Genomic DNA, 22,734 nt, shown 5'->3' on the forward strand with positions numbered 1-22,734 from the left:
GACCTCATGCACCTCGCCCGTTTCCCGCGGCGGCGTTACACGCCGCACCCAACCCCGATCGAGCACCTCAAGCACCTGAGCCGTGAGCTCGGCGGTCCGGAGATCTGGGTCAAGCGCGACGACCTGCTGGGCCTGGCCGCGGGCGGCAACAAGACCCGCAAGCTGGAGTTCCTGGTCGCCGACGCCCTGGCCAAGGGCGCCGACACCCTGATCACCGTTGGCGCAGTGCAGTCCAATCACTGCCGCCTGACCCTGGCGGCCGCGGTGAAGGAAGGGCTGAAGTGCCGCCTGGTGCTCGAACAGCGGGTGCCGGGCAGCTACGACCCCAAGGCCTCGGGCAACAACTTCCTGTTCGACCTGCTGGGCGTGGACGGGATCACCGTCGTCGAGGGCGGGAGCGATCTCGCCGCCGCCATGAACGCGGTGGCCGACGACGTCCGCGCGGCCGGCGGCACGCCCTACGTCATTCCGGGCGGCGGGTCGAACGCGTTGGGCGCGCTGGGCTACGTCGCCTGCGCCGAGGAGATCCTGGCCCAGACCTTCGACATGGGCCTGCCGATGGACCAGGTGGTCTGCGCCAGCGGCAGCGCCGGCACCCACGCCGGTCTGCTCACCGGCCTCGTCGGCGCCTCCAGCGGCCTGCCGCTGACCGGGATCAACGTGCGGCGCACCCGTGAGGAGCAGGAGCCGAACGTGCACAAGCTGGCGACGGAGACCGCGGCCCTGCTGGGCATCGCCGCGCCGGCGCGCGAGGCGGTGGTCGCGCTGGGCGACTGGGTCGGCGGCGGCTACTCGATCCCGACGCCCGAGATGATCGAGGCGGTGCGCATGCTGGCCAGCCTGGAAGGCGTGCTGCTGGACCCGGTCTACACCGGCAAGGCCATGGCCGGCCTGATCGGCCTGATCCGGCGCGGCCACTTCAAGAAGGGCGAGCGGGTGCTGTTCCTGCATACCGGCGGCGCGCCGGCGCTCTACGCCTACCAGCCGGTGCTGCAGGGCGCGTGAGCGTGACCGTTCGTAAGACCGTCGGCGTGCTGGGCGGCTTCGGCCCGGCCGCCACGGTCGACTTCTTCGACCGGGTGCTGAAGGCGACGCCGGCCAGCCGGGATCAGGACCACCTGCGCCTGATCATCGACAACAACCCGTTGGCGCCCGACCGCAACTCCGCGATCGCCGGGACCGGCCCCTCGCCGGGGCCGGCGCTGGCGGTCATGGCCCAGGGGCTGGAGCGGGCCGGGGCGGATTTCCTGGTCATGCCCTGCAACACCGCCCACGCCTTCCAGGCCGAGATCGAGGCGGCGACGCGGCTGCCCTTCGTCAGCCTGATCGCGGAGACGGTGAAGGCCGCGCGCGCCGAGCGTCCGGACGCGCGTCGCGTCGGCGTGCTGGCCACCTCCGGCTGCCTGACCGCGGGCCTCTATCCGAAGGCCTTCGCCGCCGAGGGCGTGGACACGGTCGTGCCCGAGGGCGAGCTGCTCGAGCGGTTCATGACGCTGATCTACGCGATCAAGGCGGGCGACACCGGCCCGGCCGCGCGTGCGGAGATGGCGGCGATCGGCCAGGCTCTGGTCGACCAGGGGGCCGAGGCGCTGATCGCCGGCTGCACCGAGGTGCCGCTGGTGCTGGGCGCTGGGGATGCGGCCGTCCCATTGATCAGTTCCACCGACGTGCTGGTGGCCCGCACCGTCGCCTACGCGCTGGGCGAGCCGCTGCCGGAACGGTGAACCGTTCTTCTCCTCCCCCGCGGCTTCGCCGCAGGGGAGGAGAGGGGGTCACGCCTTCTCGACGAAGGTGTCGATCACCTTCTTCTCGCCGGCCTTGTCGAAGGCGACGGTGAGCTTGTTGCCCTCGACCGCGCGGACCGCGCCGTAGCCGAACTTCTGGTGGAAGACCCGGTCGCCGCGCTTGTAGCCGTTGCCGGCCGACGGCTCGGACACGGCCACCAGCTTGGCCTGGCCTTCGATCACCGGCTTGCGCGCCGACCCGCCGGTGAAGCTCGCGCCGCGCTCCTGGGCGCGGCGCCAACCCGGCGAGTCGTACGAGGACGAGCCGAAGGACGGGGCCTGGTCCCAGCGGCTGGCGGCCTGCTGCATGCCCGGGCCGCCGCCGTAGTAACCGGTCTCGCTCTTGGCCTCGACGTGGTCGATCGGCAGCTCGTCGACGAACCGCGAGGGCAGCTGGGTGGTCCAGCGGCCGTAGACCTGGCGGTTGGCGACGAAGGAGATGCGCGCCTCTTCCTTGGCGCGGGTGACGCCGACATAGGCCAGGCGGCGCTCTTCCTCCAGGCCCTTCTCGCCCTTCTCGTCGATCGAGCGCTGGGACGGGAACACGCCTTCCTCCCAGCCGGGGAGGAAGACCAGCGGGAACTCCAGCCCCTTGGCGGCGTGCAGGGTCATGATCTGCACCTGGTCGTCGCCGCGGTCGGCGCGCTCCAGGTCCATGACCAGCGACACGTGTTCCAGGTAGGCGCCCAGCGTGTCGAAGGCCTGCATGGCCTGGACCAGCTCCTTCAGGTTGTCGAGGCGGGTCTGGCCGGTGGCGCGGTCCTGGCGCCACATGTCGGTGTAGCCGCTCTCTTCGAGCACGGTCTCGGCCAGCTCGTAGTGCGGCTTGTGCGCGGCCAAGGCGCGCCAGCGGTCGAGGTCGCGGATGAAGTTTCCGAGCGCCGTGCGGGTGCGGGCCGGCAGCTCGTCCGAGCCCAGCAGGTCGCGGCTGGCGCGCATGGCCGACACCCCGGCCAACCGGGCCATGGACAGGATCTTCTGCACGCTGGCCTCGCCCACGCCGCGCTTGGGCGTGTTGACGATGCGCTCGAACGCCAGGTCGTCGTCCTCGGACTGGATCAGCCGCAGGTAGGCGTGGGCGTCGCGGATTTCCGCCCGCTCGAAGAAGCGCGGGCCGCCGACCACCGTGTAGGGGATCTGCAGCATCAGGAACCGCTCTTCGAAGGCGCGCATCTGGAAGGAGGCGCGCACCAGGACGGCGATGTCCTTGTACTTGCGGCCCTTGCGCCGGGCGGTTTCGATCTCGTCGGCGATCAGCCGGCTCTCGGCCTCGCCGTCCCAGACGCCGCGCACGGCGACCTTCTCGCCGCCCGTGGCCTCGGTCCACAGGGTCTTGCCGAGCCGGCCCTTGTTGGCGCGGATCAGGCCCGAGGCCGCGCCCAGGATGTGCGAGGTCGAGCGGTAGTTGCGTTCCAGGCGCACGACCTCGGCGCCGGGAAAGTCGCGCTCGAAGCGCAGGATGTTGTCCACCTCCGCGCCGCGCCAGCCGTAGATCGACTGGTCGTCGTCGCCGACGCAGCAGACGTTCTTGTGCGCCGAGGCCAGCAGCCGCAGCCACAGATACTGGGCCACGTTGGTGTCCTGGTACTCGTCGACCAGCACGTAGCGGAAGCGCCGGTGGAATTCGGCCAGCACGTCCGGGTGCTGGACGAAGATCGTCAGGTTGTGCAGCAGCAGGTCGCCGAAGTCGCAGGCGTTCAGCACCCGCAATCGGTCCTGGTAGAGGGCGTAGAGCTTCTGCGCCTTGCCGTTGGCGAACTCGTTCTCCGTGCCCGGCAGCTTCTCGGGCGTCCAGCCGCGGTTCTTCCAGTGGTCGACCAGGCCCGCGAAGGCGCGCGGGGTGAAGCGCTTGGAGTCGATGTTTTCGGCCTCGAGCAATTGCTTGATCAGCCGCTCCTGGTCGTCGGTGTCCAGGATGGTGAAGTTCGAGCGCAGGCCGACCAGCTCGGCGTGCCGGCGCAGGATCTGCGCGGCGATGGCGTGGAAGGTGCCCAGCCACCGCAGGCCTTCCGCGTCCGGACCGATGATGTGGGTGATCCGCTCACGCATCTCGCGGGCGGCCTTGTTCGTAAAGGTGACCGCCAGCAGTTCCCACGGCTTGGCCTTGCCGGTGGCCAGGATGTGCGCCAGCCGGGTGGTCAGCACCCGCGTCTTGCCGGTGCCCGCGCCGGCCAGCACCAGCACCGGGCCTTCGGTCGCGAGCACGGCCTGGCGCTGCTCGGGGTTCAGACCCTCGAGGTAGGGCGGGGGCGGCGGCGCCGCGCGGGCCAGGTCGGAAATGCGGGGGCTGGGGTAATCGGTCATCGAGTCGCGAACATTCGAAATTCGGGCGGAACATAAGGTGCACGCGCGCCCGCGTGAACCCGCTGCGACCGAGGGGACGCGGAACCTGCCCCCGCGCCCCCCGTTCCGTTCCGTAAGGAGGAACCATGGCGGCTCGCATGCCATCCAACGCGCCGTGGATTGCTTTGCTGGTCGGGGCCCTTTTGGTGGCCCTGGCGCTGATCGGCTGGACCGCCTGGTCCGCTTCGCGGCTGGCCCAGGCCGCACGCGACGTGAAGATCGACGTCGACGTGCCCAAGCCGAGAATTCCCGACGTGCCGACGCCTGATCCTCAGCCCTCGGCGACCTCGCCCGGGGCGGAGGCGGCCACGGCGCCGCCGGCCTGAATCCAGGCCAGGGCGCTCACCCGGCAGGCCGAGGCCAGCGGACGTCGCCCGCGGCCGGCGTCCAGCGCCAGGATCAGGCCGGCGAGGCTGAGGCCGCGCGCCTGCGCCATGTCCTCCAGCACGGCCCAGAATTCGGGCTCCAGCGCCAGGGAGGTGGCATGACCGGCCAGGCTGACGGACCGCTTCTTGAGGTTGACCATGGACACTTGCCGGAAAGGGGAACGACGTTCACCTTACAGGCGTCCGTGAGATCCGCCATGACCTCAGCCCTGACGACCGCCGCCGAACCCGCCGTTTTCGAGAAACCCGTCCTCGAAAAGTACGACCGCCGGCTGCAGCCGCTGCGTGCGGCGCGCGCCTTCAGGCAACTGATGGCCGACAAGGAAGACACCACCCAGGTCTTCGTGATCATGGAAGCCCTGACCGGGCGCTCGACCACCAAGGGCTACGCCCGCCTGCTGGCCTCGCCGGGCGGCGGCCGCATCGCCTACGCCCAGGAGGAGCTGTCGCAGCGCTTCTCCGACCGCGACTGGCTGAAGAGCTTCGCGCCGGGCACGGTGGGCGCCGCCTACCGCGACTTCATGTGGAGCGAGAACCTCTCGGCCGAGGGCCTGGCCATGGAGAGCCGCAAGGTCGAGGCCCACATCGACGATCCGCACGTCTACGCCTGGTATTCGCGCCGGCTGCGCGACATCCATGACGTCTGGCACGTGCTGACCGGCTACGGCCGCGACGCCCTGGGCGAGGCCTGCGTGGTCAGCTTCTCCTACGGCCAGACCCAGAGCCTGGGTTTCGCCTTCATCGGCCTGGGCGCGGCCCAGGAGATCCATCGCGAGAACAGCGCCGTGCCGGCCCGTCGCGCGGTCCTGGAGGCCTGGCGCAATGGCCGCCGGGCGGCCTGGCTGCCCGCGGTGAACTACGCCGAACTGTTCGCCGAGCCGCTGGAGGACGCCCGCCGGCGGCTGAACATCCGCACCCCGACGACCTACGCCTCGGTCGCCAAGGACGTCCGCGACGCCCTGAAGCTGAGGGCTGCGTAAAGGAGGAACCGATGATCGCGCGCTTCTGGCACGGCCGGGTCCCTCAGGAGAAGGCGGACCGGTACGCCGAGTACATGCGCGCGGTCGTGCTTCCGGACTATCGCGGCGTGCCGGGCAACCGCGGAGCCTGGTGCATGCGCCGCGACGACGGTGAGATCGTCCACTTTGAGCTGCTGAGCTTCTGGGACGACGTGGAAGCGGTGAAGCTGTTCGCCGGCGAGGACCACGAGATCGCCCGCTACTACGACTTCGACGACCTGTACCTGATCGAGAAGGAAGCGCACGTGCTGCACTACGAGGTGTGCGCCGGCACCGGCGTCTGAGCCTCGGTCAGCGGGCGGCCTGCAGCACGATCTCGACGTCGCTGGGCGCGCCCTGGGTCAGGACGGCGTGGCGCGTCGTGGTCGTGAAGCGCAGCGCGCCCTCCGGATCGTGGATCTCGGCGCGGACGGCGTAGGTGTGGTTGGGTTCGATCCAGCCCGGCTCGTACTTCAAGCGGAACGAATAGGGCGGGGCTGTCGGGCCGATCACCCGGGTCTGCTCGGCCAGGGTCTTGGCCGGCGCGTCGGCCAGGCTGACGTCCTCCAGCCGCACCGTCAGGGTCGAGGTCGGCGGCAGCAGGATCCGCTCGCGGTAGGTCACCGTTCCGGTCACCGCGGACGCCGTGGCGGGCGCGGGCTTCTCCGGCGACGCGCAGGCGGCCAGCAGGAAAGCGCACAAGGCGGGGAGAGCGGAGCGGCGCATACGGACCTCCGGCGCGGGCTTCGCCGCAGCAATCGCCGCGGCCGATGAAACGTTCCGGCGCAAGATGTGACAGGACGCTTCCGGCGAAGCCGTGTTAGGCGGGGGCGCCTCCGCTCCTCCCGTTCGGGCGTCCGACCTTGACCGATCTCGCCGTATCCCGGCCGTCGCCCGCGACGGTCGCCGTCCTCTCCGTCGCGGCCTGCAGCGTGATCTGGGGCACCACCTGGTACGCCATCACCCTGCAGCTGGGCGTGGTGCCGACGGTCGCCTCGATCACCTATCGCTTCGGCCTGGCGGCGCTGATCCTGTTCGCGATCTGCCTGATCACGCGCAAGCCGGCGGGCCTGACCAAGGCCCAGCACGTGGCGGCGTTCGGGCAGGGCCTGTTCACCTTCGCGGTCGACTACGCCTTCGTCTATTTCGCCGAGGAGCGGGTCGCTTCGGCCGTGGTGGCGGTGATCTTCGCGGGCCTGGCCTTCCTGAACCTGGTGCTGTTCCGCCTGTTCGCCGGCCAGAAGGCCCCGAAGGCGGCCTGGGCCGGGGCGGCGCTGGGCATGGCCGGCGTGGGGGTGCTGTCGGCGGCGGAGCTGTTCAAGGCCGAGCTGGACCCGCGCGCCATCGCCGGCGTCGGCTGCGCGGTGCTGGCGGTGATCGGCGCCGGCGTCGGCAATCTGTTCGCCTGGCGCGGCCAGAAGGCCGGCGCGCCGGTGCTGCAGGCCACCGCCTGGGCCATGGCCTACGGCACGGGCCTGCTGTTCCTCTACGGCCTGGTCACCGGGGTGCAGTGGACCTTCAGCTTCACTCCGTCCTACGTGCTGTCGCTGCTGCACCTGGCGGTGTTCGGCTCGGTGGTCGCCTTCCTGATCTACTTCTCGCTGGCCCGCAGCAGCGGCTACGCCCTGGCCTCCTACGTCTCGGCCCTGACCCCGCCCGTGGCCATGCTGATGTCGGTGGCCTTCGAGCACGCCAGCTTCGGCCTGGGCGCGCTGGGCGGCCTGGTCCTGGTGCTGGGCGGTCAGGTGCTGCTGATCAAGGGGAAAGAGGCGTAGCCCTCATCCTGGGCTTGTCGAAGGACGACGCCGCGTCCGGCTACGCCTTGGTCCACACCGCCAGCACGTTGCCGGCCGGGTCGGTGAAGTGGAAGCGCCGCCCGCCGGGGAAGCTGAAGATCGGCTTGATCACCGTGCCGCCGGCCGCCTCGACCGCCGCCAGCATGCCCTCCAGGTCGTCGGCGTAGAGCACGACCAGCGGCCCGCTCAGCTCCTGGCCGTCGATGTCGAAGCCGCCGTCCACGCCGGCCTGGGCGGCGTCGAAGGCGGCGTAGGCCGGACCGTAGTCGACGAATTCCCAGCCGAAGGTCTCGCCGTAGAAGGCCTTCATCGCCGCCATGTCCCGGCCGGGCAGCTCCACGTAGTCGATCGTCCGGTCCTTAGACATGTCGGCGCTCCCTCTTGTTGCTGTTTTGTTCCAATTCCGGCTGCGCGTCAATTCACGCCCACGGCCGAACCGGCGTGCAGCCAGGATTCGGCGCGAACCCGTATCGGCCACGGCACGCGTAGGCTGTCGGCGGCGCCCCAGTGGCTTCAAACAGCGCCCAACCCTCCGAAAGGTTCGCCCAGAACGCAGCCGAGCGGTCGCTTCGGTGGCGCGCGAGGTTTTCCGGCGTCATGGCGAAGGGGAATACGTGAACCGGCACGCCGGCCTGGCCCTCGCGCAAGGCGGCCTCCACCAGTCCGTAGATCTCCTCGACCTGACCGTCGGTCATCGCAAAGCAGCCGGCCGAAGCGCAGGCGCCGTGGACCATCAACGCCGATCCGGTGCGGCCCTGGCCGGCGTCGTAAGCGTTGGGAAAGCCCAGGTTGAAAGCCAGATGGTAGGCGCTGTGCGGGTTCAGTTGTTTCGGGCCGACGAGATAAAAGCCCTCCGGCGCCTGGCCGTCGCCTTCCTTCAGCTTCGGTCCGAGCCCGCCGGATCGGGCGCAGATGCGATAGCTCTCAAACTGTCGCCACCCGTCCGCGCGGCGCATCCAGAGCTCAAGCCGTCCTTCTTGCTTCAGGATGCGCAGGAACACCGGCTGCCCCCGACGGAAGCCCCCGGCCGCCAGCCGCTCCGGAAGCGGTTTGCGGGCCGCATGCTCGCGCGAGATCGCGCGTTCTCGAAGCGTTGTCGGCGCGAGCATGGTCACCGCGCCGGCGGCGGCTAATCCGGCCACGAGCGACCCGACGGTCAGCCAGCGCGCCTTCATGCGATGGTCCAAACGCCGGTGCGCTTCACCTCTTGGTCCTCCAACTCGCGCGTGGTCGGCACCTGATACTCGGCCAGTCGCCTCAGCCCCTCCTTGGGGAAGTAGCTGCGGCCGGGATCGCCGATCAGCACCTGGACGCCCCGGGCGTGGGCCTCGTGCAGCCAAGCCAGCACGCGCTCGGTCATCGGCTTTTCGTAGCAGACGTCGCCGGCGCAGATCAGGTCGACCGCAGGCGCGGGACGGTCCAGCAGGTTCTCGGCCGTGAAGGTCATCTCGACGCCGTTGGCGGCGGCGTTGACCCGCACCGCCGCGGCGCAGAAGTCGTCGATGTCGGCCCCCAGCGCCGAGGCGGCTCCGGCCTTCAGGGCGGCGATGGCGACCATCCCCGAGCCGGTGGCGAAATCCAGCACCCGCTTGCCGGCGACCTGTTCGGGGTGGTCCAGCAGCCATCGCGCCAGCGCCTGCCCGCCGGCCCAGGCGAAGGCCCAGAACGGCGGCGGCAGGCCCATCTCGCCCAGCTCTTCCTCCGTCAGCCGCCAGATCGGGGTGATCTCGTCGGCCAGGTGCAGCTGCAGCTCCGGCGCGTGCGGCGGCTGCTGCAGCCGGGTGTGGCTGCGAATGAAGGCGAGGCGGTCGTGGATGGTCATCGGGGGCCGGTCTAGGGCGCCGGTGCGGCGGGCCCAAGGCGGAAAGCGTCGCAGTCTCGCGCACCGGTGGTTTTCCCGCCAGTATGCGCGTCCGCCGGGAGGGAAAGCATGTTCGACAAGTCTTGGATCCGCCGCGCCGCCCTGGTGCTGGCCGGACCGGCGGCCGCCTTCGCCCTGTCGGCCGGCGCGATCGTCGCCGACGGCCTGACCGACGACGTCCGGCGCAGCGACGTGGCGGTGGTGTTGGGCGCCAAGGTCTATCCCAGCGGCCGCCCGGCCCCGAACCTGGCCGCGCGCCTGAACAAGGCGGTCGAGCTGCATCGCTCCGGCTTGGTACGGGCGGTGATTGTCAGCGGCGGCTTCGGCAAGGAGGGCCACGACGAGGCGACCGTGATGCGGCGCTACCTGATCGCCCACGGCGTGCCGACGGACGCGATCCTGGTCGACCACGCCGGGGTGAACACCATGGCCACCGCGCGCAACGCGGCGACGATCATGCGCGCGCACGGCTTCCACAGCGCCGTGATCGTCACCGAGTACTTCCACGTCTCGCGCACGCGGCTGGCGTTCGAGAAGCAGGGGCTGGCCGGGGCCTCGACGGTGCACGCCGACTGGTTCGACGTCCGCAATCTCTATTCCGTGCCCCGCGAGGTGGTGGGCTACGCGGCCTACTTGGTCCGCTAGACCGGCTTCCCCGAGGCCGCCTTCAGCACCGCCATATACCCCGGCGCGGTCTCCATGCGCGGCCACACGCCCTTGGCGCCCAGCAGCCGGTGGGCCTTGGGCAGGCTCCAGCAGGGCAGGTACATGAACATGTGGTGCTCGCAGTGGAAGTTGACCCAGTAGGGCGCGATCAGGGCGCGCTCGACCAGGTTGGCGCGGGTGGTGCGAGCGTGGCGCAGAGGGTCGTCCAGGGCCGGCGTGCAGGCGTGCTCGGCGATGTTGCGCAGCCGGGTGACCATCGGGAACCAGGTCGCCATCGGCAGCAGCCACAGGACGAAGTACGCCCACCAGAGCCCCGCCAGGCCCAGCGCCAGCACCAGGACGCCGTTGACCAGGAAGAAGGGCGCGACCGACCGGGCGGTGACCTGCGCCGCCTCGAGCGTGTTCGGGTCTCGGCGGCCCGCGCGCAGCAGGGGGACGATCCGCTGTTTGAAATAGGTCTGACCGGTCAGGTCGCGCACGATCTTGCGACGCAGGGAGGCGCGGGTGACCGGGAAGGGAGCGGACAGCGGCAGGTCGGGATCCTCGGCCTGCTGGGCGTACTTGTGGTGGCTGAGATGATAGGGTCGGTAGCTCGCCAGGCTGGCCCCGATCGGCACGGCGCACAGCCAGTGGCCGAGGAAGTCGTTTACGCGCGCGTTCGGATGCAGGCCGCCGTGGGCCGCCTCGTGCATCAGGATCGCCAGGCCCAGCTGGCGGGTGCCGACGATCATCACCGCAAGCGGGATCAGCACCGGCCAGACCACGGCGGCGGCGACCGCCAGCCCGATCACGCCCCAGGCGTGGGCGACGAGCGCCAGGCCTTTCCACGAGGAGCGCCGGATCAGCGGCTCCCATTCTTCAGAGGTGAAGAAGTCCTTCGGTTGAACGCGGGCGGCGGCGGGCATGGTCGGCTCCTGAACGGCGATTACCGCACGGCCCGCGCCCGCTCGCAACGGCAGGGGGCAAAGCCCCTACCCAATCCGGGCCGTCAGCCGACGATCCGCTCCGCCAGGGCCGGCACCTGGTCGATGCGCTCCAGCTGGAAGTAGCGTGGGCTGTCCAACGGAGGCTCGGCCCGCTCCAGCTCCCAGGTGGTGTGGTAGGGGATGTAGGCGCCCCACGCCCCGACCTCGACGGCCGGCAGGATGTCGGACTTCATCGAATTGCCGACCATCATCGCCTTGTCAGCGCCGTCGCCGTGGCGGGCGAACAGGCGGGCGTAGGTGGCGGCGTCCTTCTCGCTGACGATCTCGACCGCGGCGAACAGCTCGCCCAGGCCCGATTGGGCCACCTTCTGCTCCTGGTGGAACAGGTCGCCCTTGGTGATCAGCACCAGCCGCCAGCGGTCGGCCAGGGCCTCCAGCGTCTGGCGCACGCCGGGCAGGGTCTCGACAGGATGGGCCAGCATGTCGCGCCCGGCGCGCAGGATGGCCTGGATCACCGAGGCCGGCGCGCGGCCCTCGGTCAGCTCCATGGCGGTCTCGATCATCGACAGGGTGAAGCCCTTCACCCCGTAGCCGTAGACCTTGAGGTTGCGCTTCTCGGTCTCCAGCAGGCGCGCGGCCAGCGTGTCCGGATCCGCCCATTCCGACAGCAGCTCGGTGAACCGTTCCTCGGTCAGGCGGAACAGGCTCTCGTTGTGCCAGAGGGTGTCGTCGGCGTCGAAGCCGATGGTGGTCAGCGTCATGGCGCGCGCTTTAGCCCGCCGCCGCAGCGCCGGGAAGCGCGTCAGCGCGCCTCGGCGGTCCGCAGCACCGGCGCGCCGGCGAACTCGTCGGCGTAGGCAGGCGCCAGGTAGGGCGCGAACACCTCGTAGGGGACGGTGACCTCGTAAGCGCCTTCCGCATAGGGCCCGATCGCGTAGGGCGGGAACAGGAAGATCAGCCCGCCGGCCTTGCCGGCCTGGTTGGAGGGGGCGAGCACGAAGGTCGACTCGCGCCACTTCGGGCAGGTCCACATCTCGCCGCCCAGCGGCGTGGCGCCGGGACGCTCGGTCTTGGCGCGCGTGACGGCGGCGCACAGGGCGGCGTCCAGGCGGCCGAAGTCGGCGTCCTTGCGCAACAGGGCGCCCGGCGCGACGCCGCGCTTCATCGCCTTGTCCCAGATCAACGCCCCATAGGCGGAGTTGGAGTGGGCGCCGCCGGCGTACTCGTATTCCTTCTTCTCCAGGCTGAGCAGCTTGGAGGTCTCGGCCGAGGTCGACCAGGCGACGCCGCGCGCGTAGGGCGGCCCGCTCACGCCCTCTTCGGCCATTTCGCTGCGCTCGGCCGCCGCGCCTTCGGCGAAGGCCTTCAGGTCCTTCACCCCCGCCGCGTAGAGCTGGGCGTGCAGGTCGGGCTGGGCCTTCAGCGCGGCGGGCAGGGTCAGTTCGACCTGGGCGTCCGGCGAGGTGGTCTTGTAGCTGAAGGGCGCCGCCGCCTCGGCCGGGGTCACCACCGCAGAGGCCACGCCGGGCTGGGCCGGGGCGGACGTCTCCGCCTTGTCTTCCTTGCGCTTGCACCCGCCGGCGGTCAGGACCAGGCCGACCGCAGCCAGGGCGGCCACGCGGGAAAACCGGACGAAGCTCATGCGCGCGCTCCTCATCCCTTGAAGGCCCCCGCCGCCAAGGCGGCGAACAATAGCAGGCCTGCGCCTCGATTCGACTTGAAAAGCTTCAGCGCCAACGCCGGGTCGTCGAGCTTCAAACGGCGCACCTGGTTGGACAGATGCATGGCGAACAGGGCGAAGGGCGGGAAAAACAGCGGGCCCAGCCTGGCCGGCAGCCAGACGCTCACGGCCAGCAGGGAGGCCAGCATGTAGAAGGCCAGGATGCCCTGCGGGGCGGCGCGGCCCAGACGGCGGGCGGTCGACTTCACGCCGACCAGCGCGTCGTCCTCGATGTCCTGCAGGGCGTAGATGGTGTCGTAGCCGAGCGTCCAGAAAATGCCCGAGGCGTACAGCAGCAGGGCCGGCAGGGTGAGCTCGCCGGTCATGGCCGCGTAGCCCATCAGCGCGCCCCAGTTGAAGGTCAGGCCCAGCCACGCCTGCGGCCACCAGGTGATCCGCTTCATGAACGGATAGCCGGCGACCAGCAGCAGCGAGCCGACGCCCAGCGCGATGGTGAAGGGGTTGAGCGCCAGCAGGATCAGCAGGCTGAGCAGGCAGCAGCCGGCCACGAAGGCCCAGGCCTGCTTGACGCTGATGCGGCCCGACGGGATCGGACGGTCGGCCGTGCGGGCGACCTTGGCGTCGAAGTCGCGGTCGACGATGTCGTTGTAGGCGCAGCCGGCGGCGCGCATCAGCGCCGCGCCGACGGCGAAGGCCAGCATCAGCGGAAGCCAGGCGCGCCAGTCCATGATCCGGCCGTGCTCGGCCGCGGCCAGGGCGATGCCCTGCCAGCCCGGCAGCATGAGCAGCCAGATGCCGATCGGCCGGTCGAACCGGCCGAGCTTCAGCCAGGGCTTCAGGCGCTCAGGCGCGTGGCGGTCGACCCAGTTGGCCGGGCGTGCGTCGGGCAGGACGGTGTCGGTCATCACGCGGCGTGACTAGCACGGCCGAAGGACGCGCGGGAGGCGGCTGGACGCGTCAGAGGTCGCCCTTGGAGACCTTGTCGGCGAAGCGGTCGAAGGCGGTCTGGGCGGTGGACCAGACGCCGGCGCCGACGACGTCGGCGAGGTTGCGGTCGTACCACTTGTAGGCCACCGGCGTGCTGCTGCCGTCGGCGTGGACCAGGCGGCCCTGGATCTCGGCGCCGCCGATGCTGAGGCTGGCCATCGACAGGCCCGGCTTGTCCTTCAGCTGCTCCAGGGTCGGCCGGTTGGGGACGGCGTCGACCAGCACCAGTTCCAGCCGGTCCGCGCCGGTGTCCGCGGCGCCCGAGAGCCGCCCCTTGCGGGCCAGGGCCTTCTCGACGTCGGCTTCCAGATCGGCGGCCAGGCCTTCGATCTCCTTGGCGCCGTATTCGTCGGCCTTCTCGCGCAGCTCGGGGCTGACCGAGACGGTGACGTCGGCCACGGCCGCGCGGTTCGGGTTCGACTGGGCGAAGGCGGGGGCAGCGGAGAAGATCAGGGCGGCGGCGAGGGCGAACTTACGCACGGGGAAGCTCATGGGACGCTCCGGTGAAGCTTGCCCATGAGAATTAGGTGTCGCGCGGAGCTTCGCCAGAGGCGAGCGTCAAAAATCGACAAACGCCAAGTGCGGCGAGGTAACCGCCTAGTACTCGCCCCGGGCCAGGCGATCGGCGAACTTGTCGAAGGCGTAGCCGGCGTCGGTCCAGGTGCCCGAGCCGTAAGAGAAGCGGATGTCGGTCTGGTACCACTTGTAGGCGACCGGCGTGGTCTTGCCGTCGGCGCCGATCAGGCGGCCTTCGATCGCCGCGCCTCCGGTGCCGATCCCGCGCCGGGTCATCCAGGGCGTGGCGGTCAGCTGCTGGTCGGTCGGGCGGTTCGGGACGGCGTCGACCAGCACCAGCTCCAGGCGACCGCCGCCGTGATCGGCCAGACGTCCGCCGCGCTTGAGCGCGCGTTCGACGTCGGTCTCCAGGTCGGCGGCCAGTTGCCTGACCTCGGCGACGCCGTACTCCTTTTCGGCCTTGGTCTGCAGCGCCGGGCCGATGGTGACGGTGACCTCGGAGATCGGCGGGCCGGCCGCCAGGACGGGGCCGGCGGTGAGGGCGAGGGCGAGGGCCAGCACGACGCTGCGCATGGAAGCCTCCGAAAGCGCGCACCCTGAGATGAGGGCGATCGGTTCCGCGGCTAGGGCCTGTCCCCGAAAAGTGATCAGCCGGGCAGGCGGACCAGGGCGCGCAGGCCGCCCATACTGCTGCGGTCCAGGGTGACGTCGCCGCCGTGGCTGCGGGCCACGTCGCGGGCGATGGCCAGGCCCAGGCCCACGCCCTTGACGTTCTGGTTGCGCGCCTCGTCCAGGCGCGAGAACGGCTTGAACGCTTCCTCGTAATTCTCGGGCTCGATGCCTGGGCCGTCGTCGTCGACGGCGAACTCCACGCCGCCGGAGGGCAGGGTGCGGGCTGCGACCCGGATCTTCTCGCCGTGGGCCGCGGCGTTCATCACCAGGTTGGACAGGGCGCGCCGGACGGCGTTGGGGCGCAGGGTGGCCTCCAGGCCGGGATCGGCCTCCACCTCGACACTCGCGCCGACCCGGCGCGCGCCTTCGGCCACGCCGTCGATCAGCTCGCGCACCGCCACGGTCTCGAGCATCTCGCCGCCCTCGCCGCGGGCGAAGGCGAGGTACTCGTCGATCATGTGCTCCATCTCGCCGAGGTCACGCTTCATGTCGTTCACCCGCCGCGACGGTTCGGCCAGGGCGAGCTCGAGCTTGAGGCGGGTGAGCGGGGTGCGCAGGTCGTGGCTGACCGAGGCGAGCAGGGCGGTGCGCTGTTCGAAATGGCGTTGGATGCGTTCGCGCATGTCCAGGAAGGCGTGCGCCGCCTGGCGCACCTCCTTGGCCCCGTGCGGCTTGAAGTCGGGGACCTCGGCCCCGCGGCCGAAAGCGTCGGCGGCCGAGGCCAGCCGCTCGATGGCGCGCACCTGATTGCGGATGAACAGGATGGCGACGGAGGTCAGCAGCACGGTCGCCCCGCCCAGCCACAGCAGGAAGATGTGGCCGCGGGTGGCCACCGCCCGGTCGCGCGGGGCGATGATCCGCATCACGCCGTGGGGGACCTGCACGCGGATGTCGACATAGGCCGGGTAGCGCCGGCCCGAGGCGTCGAACCAGAACGGATCGTCCAGCCTGGAATCGAGCGCCTGCGACAACGAGCGGTCCAGCGCCCCGAACAGGGAGCCGCGGCGCCGGCCGCCGCCGGGCAGGCTGCGGCCCTCCTGCAGCACGATCGACAGCTGCATGGACCGCTCGGCCCGGTCGGCGATTTCGCGCAGGTTCTCAGGGCGCGGGTCTTCCTTGTAGCTCTCCACCGCCCAGGCGATGTCGCCCGCCAGGCCTTCCGACAGGCGCGCGGTCACCGTCTGCCAGTGGGCGTCGAAGAACACCCAGGTCACCGCCACCTGCATCAGGGCGACGGGCAGGACGATGATCAGCAGCGCCCGCCCCCACAGAGAGGAGGGCAGGCGTCGCTTCAGAAAGCGCGGCCAGAGGCGGGCGGGCAGCAGGCGCATCAGTCCGGGGCGAGCATGTAGCCCACGCCGCGCACGGTCTGCAGGTAGCGGGGGTTGCGCGGATCGGTTTCGATCTTTCGGCGCAGGCGGGTGACCTGCACGTCGACGGCGCGGCCGGCCGCGTCGGCGCTGTCGCGGGCCAGGTCGATCCGGTCGACCGCCGCGTGGGCGTTGACGGCCAGCAGCTTCAGCAGCTGAGCCTCGGCCTCGGTCAGACGGACCAGCGAGCCGTCGCAGGTGAGCTCGGCGCGCTCAAGGTCGAAGTCGTAGGACCCCAGCTTGACGCTCTTGGGACCGGTCGGCTTCGGCCCGGCGCGGCGCAGGATGGCCTCGATGCGAAGCAGCAGTTCCTGCGGCTCGAACGGCTTGCCCAGATAGTCGTCGGCGCCCAGGCGCAGGCCTTCGATGCGGTCCTGCGGCAGGCCGCGCGCGGTCAGCAGCAGCACCGGCGCGGCGCCGCGGCTGCGCACCCAGGCGGTCAGGGAGAAGCCGTCCTCGCCCGGCATCATCACGTCGAGCACGATGAGGTCGAAGTCGAGCAACTCCATGAGGCGACGCGCCGCACCGGCGTGGGCGGCGGTGGTGACCCGGAAGCCGGAGCGGGTGAGGAACTCCTTGAGGAGATCACGGATGCGGTCGTCGTCGTCGACCACCAGCAGGTGTCTTTGACCCGATTCCGACCCGATCACGTTTCACCTCCAAGGACAGCCGCGCGGTTGACGCGTCCGGGAAAGAGGCGTCTAAACTCCGGCCGAATTAGGGAGAAAACGTTCAATGTCGTTCGTTCCTTTCGACGATCGTGACGGCTGGATCTGGATGAACGGCGAATTCGTGCCCTGGCGCGAAGCGAAGACCCACGTTCTGACCCACGCGCTGCACTACGGCTCCTCGGTGTTCGAGGGCGAGCGCATGTACAACGGCGAGATCTTCAAGCTGCGGGAGCATACCGAGCGTCTGTTCCGGTCCGCGGAGATGCTGGACTTCCAGATTCCTTACAGCGTGGCCGAGATCGATCAGGCCTGCAAGGACACCTGCGCCCGCGCCGGCCTGACCGACTGCTACATCCGCCCGGTCGCCTTCCGCGGCGCCGAGCAGATCGGCGTGTCGGCCCCTAACTCGAAGATCCATGTAGCGATCGCCGCGTGGGAGTGGCCGAGCTATTTCGACGCAGCCACCAAGATGAAGGGCATCCGCCTGGCCTGGGCGAAGTACCGCCGGCCGGACCCGCTGACCGCCCCCAGCGCCGCCAAGGCCGCCGGCCTCTACATGATCTGCACCATCTCCAAGATGGCGGCGGAGCGTGAAGGCTACGCCGACGCCATGATGCTGGACTGGCGCGGCTACGTGGCCGAGGCCACCGGCGCCAACGTGTTCTTCATCAAGGACGGCGTGGTCCACACCCCGCCGGTCGACGCCATCCTGGACGGCATCACTCGTCAGACGGTGATCGAGCTGGCCAAGGCCCGCTGCCTGGAAGTGGTGGTCCGCCACATCCGCCCCGAGGAACTGGCCGACTTCACCGAGTGCTTCGTCACCGGCACCGCCGCCGAGGTCACCCCGGTCGCCGAGATCGGCGAGTACAAGTTCACCCCCGGCGCCCTGAGCAAGGCGCTGATGGACGACTACAGCCGCCTGGTGCGGCGCGAGGCCCAGTCGGTCGCCGCTTAACGAACCGATCCCTCGTGAGTGCGAAAGGCCCCGCTTCGTAAGAGGCGGGGCTTTTTGTTTTCGGCTCCTGGGGTTCAGGCGACCGCGCGATCCGCCGGTTCCGCTTCCGCGGCGGAGAGGACCTCGGACAGGGCGCCCAGCAGGCGGGCCGGATCCAGCGGCTTGGACACGAAGTAGGTCATGCCCGCGGCCATGCAGGCGGCGACGTCGTCGTCGCCGGTGTCGGCGGTCACCGCGATCACCGGGGTGTGCTGGTTGGGGCCGGCGGCGGCGCGCAGGCGGCGCGTGGTCTCTCTGCCGTCCATCTCCGGCATGCGCACGTCCATGAAGATGACGTCGAAGGCCTCGGCCCCGGCCATCTCCAGGGCCATGCGGCCGTGCGAGGCGGTGGCGATGTCGGCGCCCAGCGGCTGCAGCACCAGCTGCACGGCGCGGCGGTTGATCTCATGGTCGTCGACGATCAGCACGCGCAGCGGACGCTCGTCGCCTTCGTCGGCGGCTTCCGGCCCGGCGGGTTCGGCGGCGACCGTCGGCGCCGGCTCGACCGCGGGCGCGACCGGCTCGGGCGCGGGCGCGAAGCCGCGGGCCTGGAAGACGAACGGCTCGGTCTGAGCCGGGTTGTCAGCGGCCGCCACGGCCAGAGGCAGGGTCAGGGCCAGGGTGAAGACCGAGCCCTGGTCCTTTACGCTGAAGGCGACCAGATGACCGCCCATCAGACGGGCCAGCTGGCGGCTGATGGCCAGGCCCAGGCCCGTGCCGCCGTGACGGCGCGCGGCGTCGGCGTCGAGCTGTTCGAACGGGGTGAACAGGCGGCCCAGCTGCTCGGCGTCCATGCCCGTGCCGGTGTCGGCCACCTGGAAGCGCAGGGCCACGGCGCCGTCCTCCGCCGGCCAGGCCGACAGGCGCAGGGTGACAGAGCCCTGCTTGGTGAACTTCACCGCGTTCGAGATCAGGTTGTTGAGGATCTGGCGCAGGCGGGTCGGGTCGCCCTCGACGAAGTTCGGCAGGCCGGCCGAGCCTTCGACACGCAGGCGCAGGCCCTGCTTGCGGGCTTCCGCGCCCCAGAAGCGGGCGGTCTGGGCCAGCACGCCGCGCAAGTCGAAGGCGACGTTCTCGACCGACATGCGGCCGGCTTCCAGCTTGGAGTGGTCCAGCAGGTCGTCCAGCAGCGCCTTCATCATGCGTGCGGCGTCGGAGATCAGGGCGGCGTTTGAGCGGGCGCCGGAATCGCGGGCGGTGCGCTCCAGTTCGGCGGCGCCGGCCAGCATGCCGCTGATCGGGGTGCGCAGCTCGTGGCTGACGGTGGCGACAAAGGCGGTGCGGGCGGCGTTGGCGGCTTCGGCCTCGGCGCGCTTGCGCTCGCTCTCGGCCCGGGCGGCGGCTTCAGAGGCGCGCGTCCCGTCCAGCGCCTTCCACAGGAAGGCCGAGTTGCCGAAGAAGATCACCGCGCCCATGACGATGGCGGTGTCGTAGGCGCCGCTGCCGCCGAAATAGCGGACGAACAGCGGCGTGGTGATCAGGTAGATGAAATAGGGCGCCAGCGTCACGCTGATGGCCAGGCGCGAGGTGGGCGTGTTGACCACGCCGTTGATCACTGCGGCCGACAGCACGAAGGCGGCGCAGACCCCGCCCAGCGGCCCGCCGAGGATCCACAGCGGCACCGACAGGGCGCCGAAGATCGCCCCGCTGGCGAACAGGCAGGCCGAGCCCAGGGCGGCGCGCCAGACGGGGAGGCGCGCGGTTTCCGGGGGCAGGGGGCCGAAGGCGGCGACTTCGGCCAGCTGGGTCGCCCCGTAGGCGACCATCCAGGCCATGCTGATTTCCCAGCCCAGCAGCCGGCTCATCGCCAGGGCGGCCAGCGACGCCAGCACGAAACGACGGGCCAGATGCGTCCGGCGCGTGCGCGCGGCCTGCACCAATCCCGTCGATTCGACCGCAGCCGTCATGCCGGATCCTTCCGCCCCGAAGCCGATACCGCCGTTAGGTGAGCGCATTCGGTAGCGATCGAGCCTAGACGAACGAGACTAACGGGGCGTGAAGGAAAACCGGATTTCGAGGTTAAGGCGGCTCAGAGCGAACGGGCGATCAGGAGCTTCATGATCTCGTTGGTGCCGCCGTAGATCCGCTGCACCCGGGCGTCCTTGTAGAGCTGGGCCACCGGATACTCCTCCATGTAGCCGTAGCCGCCGTGCAGCTGCAGGCACTCGTCGATCACCTCGCCCTGGATGTCGCTCACCCAGTACTTGGCCATGGAGGCGGTGGCCGGATCCAGCTCGCCCTTGATCAGCTTGCCGATGCAGTAGTCGACGAACACCTTGGCGACGGTCAGCTTGGTCTTGCACTCGGCCAGCTTGAACTGGGTGTTCTGGAAGTCGATCACCGCCTTGCCGAAGGCCTTGCGGCTCTTCACGTAGTCGAGGGTGGTGGCGAGCGCGCGCTCGGCCGCGGCCACCCCCTGGACGGCGATGTTCAGGCGTTCCTGCGGCAGCTGCTGCATCAGCTGGATGAAGCCCAGGCCCTCGGCCCCGCCCAGCACGTTGTCGACCGGCACCCGCACGTCGTTGAAGAACAGCTCGGAGGTGTCGTTGCCCTCCATGCCGATCTTGTGGAGGTTGCGGCCGCGCTCGAAGCCTTCGCAGCCGTCGGTCTCGACGAAGATCAGCGAGGTGCCCTTGGCCCCGGCCGACGGGTCGGTCTTGGCCACGACGCAGATCAGGTTGGCCAGCTGGCCGTTGGTGATGAAGGTCTTCGACCCGTTGATGACGTAGTGGTCGCCGTCGCGGCGCGCGGTGGTCTTCACGCCCTGCAGGTCGGAGCCGGCGCCCGGCTCGGTCATGGCGATGGCGCCGACGAAGTCGCCGGTGCACATGCCTGGCAGCCAGCGCTGCTTCTGCTCCTCGGTGCCGTAGTGCCAGATGTACGGGGCGACGATGGCGTTGTGCAGCGAGATGCCGAAGTGGTCTGCGCCCTGCCAGCCCAGCTGGCGCATCAGCACCGCCTCGTGACGATAGTCGCCGCCGGCGCCGCCGTATTCCTCCGGCGCCGAGACGCACAGCAGGCCGGCCGCCCCGGCCTGGTTCCACAACTCGCGCGGCACCGCCTGATTGGCGCGCCAGCGGGCGGTCTCTTCCGGCGAAGCGTGGTCCTGGACGAAGCGGGCGACCATGTCGTCGAAGAGGCGCACGTCCTCTTCCTGCATGAAGGCGGGTTCTTCCACGTTCAGGACGTTCATCGGCGGGCTTCCTCGGTACGCTTCTTGTCGTGTGTTCAGGGGGGGGCTGAAACGAAAACGCCGGCGGCCTTTCGGGCCGCCGGCGTCGTCGGATCAGAAGGCTTCGGCCGGCAGGGCCATCATGGTGTCGGCGCCGGTCTTCAGCTTGGCCAGGTGGCCGGCCGCGTCGGGCAGGATCCGCTCCAGGAAGAAGCGGCCGGTGGTCAGCTTGCTCGCGTAGAAGGGATCGGTGTCGCCGGCGGCGATCTTGGCCTGGGCGGCCTCGGCCATCTGCGCCCACATGTAGGCCAGCGCGGTCAGGCCGAAGACGTGCAGGTAGTCGGTCGAGGCGGCGCCGGCGTTGTCCGGGTTGGCCACGCCGTTCTGCATCAGCCAGAAGGTGGCCTCCTGCAGCTTGGCCTTGGTGTCGGCCAGGCCGTCCAGGAACGGCTTCAGCTCGGCGTTCGCCTGGCGCTCGGCGACGTAGGCGTCGACTTCCTGGAAGAAGGTCATCACCGCGCGGCCGCCGTTGGCGGCCAGCTTGCGGCCGACCAGGTCCAGGGCCTGCACGCCGTTGGTGCCCTCGTAGATCATGGTGATGCGGGCGTCGCGCAGGTACTGCGAGGCCGGGAAGTGCTCGGTGTAGCCCGAGCCGCCGTGCACCTGCATGGCCTGCGAGGCGACGTGGAAGCCGCGGTCGGTCAGGTAGGCTTTCAGCACCGGGGTCAGCAGGCCCATGTAGTCCTTGGCCTTGGTGGCCACGGCCTCGTCGGGCGAGTGCTGCAGGTCGGCGTGCAGCGCGGTCCACAGCACGAAGGCCTGGCCGCCTTCGATGAAGGCCTTGGACTCCATCAGCATGCGGCGCACGTCCGGGTGGACGATGATCGGGTCCGCCGGGCCGTCCGGGTTCTTCGGGCCGGTCAGGGAGCGGCCCTGCAGGCGCTCCTTGGCGAACTCGACGGCCGCCTGGTAGGCGGCGGCGCCGATCGACAGGCCCTGCAGGCCGGTGCCGAGGCGCGCCTCGTTCATCATCACGAACATGGCCTTGAGGCCTTCGTTCTCCTTGCCGACGAGCCAGCCCTTGGCGTCGTCGTAGGCCATCACGGCGGTGGCGTTGCCGTGGATGCCCATCTTGTGCTCGAGGCCGGCGCACTTGGCGTTGTTGCGCTCGCCCAGGCTGCCGTCGGCGTTGACGAAGAACTTGGGCACCACGAACAGGCTGATGCCCTTCACGCCCTGGGGCGCGCCTTCGATGCGGGCCAGCACCAGGTGGATGATGTTGTCGGTGAAGTCGTGCTCGCCGGAGCTGATCCAGATCTTCTGGCCGGTGATTTGGTAGCTGCCGTCGCCGTTCGGCACGGCCTTGGTGCGGATCATGCCCAGGTCCGTGCCGCACTGCGGCTCGGTCAGGTTCATGGTGCCGCCCCACTCGCCGGAGACCAGCTTGGGCAGGTAGGTGGCCTTCTGCTCCTCGGAGCCGGCCGCGATCAGGGCCGAGTACACGCCGTGGGTCAGGCCCGGGTACATGGAGAAGGCGGCGCTGGCGGCGGCGGTCATCTGGCCGTAGGCCATCGACACCACGGCCGGCATGCCCTGGCCGCCGTAGGCCGGGTCGGAGCTGAGCGCCGGCCAGCCGGCCTCGACCATCTGCTTGTAGGCGGCGCGCCAGCCGGTCGGCGTGGTCACCGTGCCGTCGGCGTTCAGCTTGCAGCCTTCCTGGTCGCCCGTCTTGTTCAGCGGCGCGATCACTTCCTCGGCGAACTTCGCGCCCTCCTCGAGGATCTGGGCCACCAGGTCGGAGGAGGCGTCGGCGAAGCCCGGCAGGTTCGAATACCGGTCGATGTCGAGGACGTCGGTCAGCAGGAAGGTGAAGTCGCGGACGGGCGCTTTGTAGGCCATGGTTTTCCT

25 protein-coding genes are annotated in these 22,734 nt (G+C 70.2%); 8 read left to right on the top strand and 17 right to left on the bottom strand.

What is annotated here, in order from left to right; genetic code table 11:
• The first annotated feature begins 6 nt into the window (after positions 1–6).
• On the top strand, positions 7–1,005 hold the full coding sequence (locus tag H8B08_RS15105) for a D-cysteine desulfhydrase (protein WP_187451023.1): 999 nt from the start codon (positions 7–9) through the stop codon (positions 1,003–1,005).
• Between the two features lie 2 nt (positions 1,006–1,007).
• Positions 1,008–1,724, top strand: coding sequence for an amino acid racemase (locus H8B08_RS15110; RefSeq protein WP_187451024.1), 717 nt, complete (start codon positions 1,008–1,010; stop codon positions 1,722–1,724).
• A 48-nt stretch (positions 1,725–1,772) separates the two neighbouring features.
• Here the strand turns inward: H8B08_RS15110 and H8B08_RS15115 are convergent, their stop codons facing one another.
• Entirely contained in the window at positions 1,773–4,088 is a 2,316-nt protein-coding gene (locus tag H8B08_RS15115) for an ATP-dependent helicase (protein WP_187451025.1), read from the bottom strand.
• Positions 4,089–4,213: 125 nt separating this feature from the next.
• Here H8B08_RS15115 and H8B08_RS15120 point away from each other — a divergent pair, with 125 nt between their 5' ends.
• Positions 4,214–4,453, top strand: coding sequence for a hypothetical protein (locus tag H8B08_RS15120; protein WP_187451026.1), 240 nt, complete (start codon positions 4,214–4,216; stop codon positions 4,451–4,453).
• Here the strand turns inward: H8B08_RS15120 and H8B08_RS15125 are convergent.
• Positions 4,399–4,653 (bottom strand): ribbon-helix-helix domain-containing protein, encoded by a 255-nt coding sequence (locus H8B08_RS15125; RefSeq protein WP_187451027.1) that lies wholly within the window; start codon positions 4,651–4,653, stop codon positions 4,399–4,401. The two genes, H8B08_RS15120 and H8B08_RS15125, sit on opposite strands and share 55 nt — an antisense overlap.
• 57 nt (positions 4,654–4,710) lie before the next feature.
• Here H8B08_RS15125 and H8B08_RS15130 point away from each other — a divergent pair, with 57 nt between their 5' ends.
• Entirely contained in the window at positions 4,711–5,493 is a 783-nt protein-coding gene (locus tag H8B08_RS15130) for a Coq4 family protein (RefSeq protein ID WP_187451028.1), read from the top strand.
• 11 nt (positions 5,494–5,504) lie between these two features.
• Positions 5,505–5,816, top strand: a complete 312-nt coding sequence (locus H8B08_RS15135; RefSeq protein ID WP_187451029.1) for an antibiotic biosynthesis monooxygenase — start codon at positions 5,505–5,507, stop codon at positions 5,814–5,816.
• A gap of 7 nt (positions 5,817–5,823) precedes the next feature.
• On the opposite strand, the gene H8B08_RS15140 is transcribed toward H8B08_RS15135, so the two are convergent.
• Positions 5,824–6,237 (bottom strand): YbaY family lipoprotein, encoded by a 414-nt coding sequence (locus H8B08_RS15140; RefSeq protein WP_187451030.1) that lies wholly within the window; start codon positions 6,235–6,237, stop codon positions 5,824–5,826.
• A 137-nt stretch (positions 6,238–6,374) separates the two neighbouring features.
• Between H8B08_RS15140 and H8B08_RS15145 the strand changes: the two genes are divergently transcribed.
• On the top strand, positions 6,375–7,286 hold the full coding sequence (locus tag H8B08_RS15145) for a DMT family transporter (protein ID WP_187451031.1): 912 nt from the start codon (positions 6,375–6,377) through the stop codon (positions 7,284–7,286).
• Positions 7,287–7,326: 40 nt separating this feature from the next.
• Here H8B08_RS15145 and H8B08_RS15150 read toward each other — a convergent pair whose 3' ends face one another.
• From H8B08_RS15150 to H8B08_RS15160, 3 genes are read right to left on the bottom strand one after another with little or no spacing between them, the layout of a single operon-like run.
• Complete coding sequence (locus H8B08_RS15150; protein ID WP_187451032.1) at positions 7,327–7,674, bottom strand: VOC family protein; 348 nt, start codon at positions 7,672–7,674, stop codon at positions 7,327–7,329.
• A 52-nt stretch (positions 7,675–7,726) separates the two neighbouring features.
• Positions 7,727–8,482, bottom strand: coding sequence for a murein L,D-transpeptidase family protein (locus H8B08_RS15155; protein ID WP_187451033.1), 756 nt, complete (start codon positions 8,480–8,482; stop codon positions 7,727–7,729).
• Positions 8,479–9,129, bottom strand: a complete 651-nt coding sequence (locus H8B08_RS15160) for a methyltransferase (protein WP_187451034.1) — start codon at positions 9,127–9,129, stop codon at positions 8,479–8,481. Before H8B08_RS15160 ends, H8B08_RS15155 begins: the two co-directional genes overlap by 4 nt.
• 108 nt (positions 9,130–9,237) lie before the next feature.
• Between H8B08_RS15160 and H8B08_RS15165 the strand changes: the two genes are divergently transcribed.
• Positions 9,238–9,813, top strand: coding sequence for a YdcF family protein (locus H8B08_RS15165; protein WP_187451035.1), 576 nt, complete (start codon positions 9,238–9,240; stop codon positions 9,811–9,813).
• Here H8B08_RS15165 and H8B08_RS15170 read toward each other — a convergent pair.
• The 8 genes from H8B08_RS15170 to H8B08_RS15205 form a co-directional block, all read right to left on the bottom strand.
• On the bottom strand, positions 9,810–10,739 hold the full coding sequence (locus H8B08_RS15170; protein ID WP_187451036.1) for a fatty acid desaturase family protein: 930 nt from the start codon (positions 10,737–10,739) through the stop codon (positions 9,810–9,812). The genes H8B08_RS15165 and H8B08_RS15170 overlap by 4 nt on opposite strands.
• An 83-nt stretch (positions 10,740–10,822) precedes the next feature.
• Positions 10,823–11,521, bottom strand: a complete 699-nt coding sequence (locus H8B08_RS15175) for an HAD family hydrolase (protein ID WP_187451037.1) — start codon at positions 11,519–11,521, stop codon at positions 10,823–10,825.
• A gap of 41 nt (positions 11,522–11,562) precedes the next feature.
• A complete protein-coding gene (locus H8B08_RS15180; protein WP_187451038.1) occupies positions 11,563–12,402 on the bottom strand; it encodes a DUF3298 and DUF4163 domain-containing protein in 840 nt (279 codons plus the stop codon).
• Between the two features lie 11 nt (positions 12,403–12,413).
• Positions 12,414–13,346 carry a 4-hydroxybenzoate octaprenyltransferase gene (gene ubiA, locus H8B08_RS15185; RefSeq protein ID WP_187451039.1) on the bottom strand — a complete coding sequence of 311 codons (933 nt, stop codon included), beginning with the start codon at positions 13,344–13,346 and terminating at the stop codon, positions 12,414–12,416.
• A 52-nt stretch (positions 13,347–13,398) separates the two neighbouring features.
• Positions 13,399–13,920 (bottom strand): hypothetical protein, encoded by a 522-nt coding sequence (locus H8B08_RS15190; RefSeq protein ID WP_187451040.1) that lies wholly within the window; start codon positions 13,918–13,920, stop codon positions 13,399–13,401.
• Positions 13,921–14,025: 105 nt separating this feature from the next.
• Positions 14,026–14,517, bottom strand: coding sequence for a hypothetical protein (locus H8B08_RS15195; protein WP_187451041.1), 492 nt, complete (start codon positions 14,515–14,517; stop codon positions 14,026–14,028).
• A gap of 74 nt (positions 14,518–14,591) precedes the next feature.
• A complete protein-coding gene (locus H8B08_RS15200) occupies positions 14,592–15,947 on the bottom strand; it encodes an ATP-binding protein (RefSeq protein WP_187451042.1) in 1,356 nt (451 codons plus the stop codon).
• Positions 15,947–16,636, bottom strand: a complete 690-nt coding sequence (locus tag H8B08_RS15205; protein WP_187451043.1) for a response regulator — start codon at positions 16,634–16,636, stop codon at positions 15,947–15,949. Before H8B08_RS15205 ends, H8B08_RS15200 begins: the two co-directional genes overlap by 1 nt.
• A gap of 85 nt (positions 16,637–16,721) precedes the next feature.
• Here H8B08_RS15205 and H8B08_RS15210 point away from each other — a divergent pair, with 85 nt between their 5' ends.
• Positions 16,722–17,615 (top strand): branched-chain amino acid aminotransferase, encoded by an 894-nt coding sequence (locus H8B08_RS15210; RefSeq protein WP_187451044.1) that lies wholly within the window; start codon positions 16,722–16,724, stop codon positions 17,613–17,615.
• A gap of 74 nt (positions 17,616–17,689) precedes the next feature.
• Here H8B08_RS15210 and H8B08_RS15215 read toward each other — a convergent pair whose 3' ends face one another.
• The 3 genes from H8B08_RS15215 to H8B08_RS15225 form a co-directional block, all read right to left on the bottom strand.
• Positions 17,690–19,561 (bottom strand): response regulator, encoded by a 1,872-nt coding sequence (locus H8B08_RS15215; RefSeq protein ID WP_187451045.1) that lies wholly within the window; start codon positions 19,559–19,561, stop codon positions 17,690–17,692.
• Positions 19,562–19,683: 122 nt separating this feature from the next.
• On the bottom strand, positions 19,684–20,847 hold the full coding sequence (locus H8B08_RS15220; RefSeq protein ID WP_187451046.1) for an acyl-CoA dehydrogenase family protein: 1,164 nt from the start codon (positions 20,845–20,847) through the stop codon (positions 19,684–19,686).
• Between the two features lie 93 nt (positions 20,848–20,940).
• The gene (locus H8B08_RS15225) at positions 20,941–22,725 is read right to left on the bottom strand and encodes an acyl-CoA dehydrogenase C-terminal domain-containing protein (RefSeq protein WP_187451047.1); all 1,785 of its coding nucleotides are present in this window, start codon (positions 22,723–22,725) and stop codon (positions 20,941–20,943) included.
• Positions 22,726–22,734: the final 9 nt, after the last annotated feature.

The sequence above is a fragment of the Caulobacter sp. 17J80-11 genome (genome assembly GCF_014349105.1).
Lineage (GTDB): Bacteria > Pseudomonadota > Alphaproteobacteria > Caulobacterales > Caulobacteraceae > 17J80-11.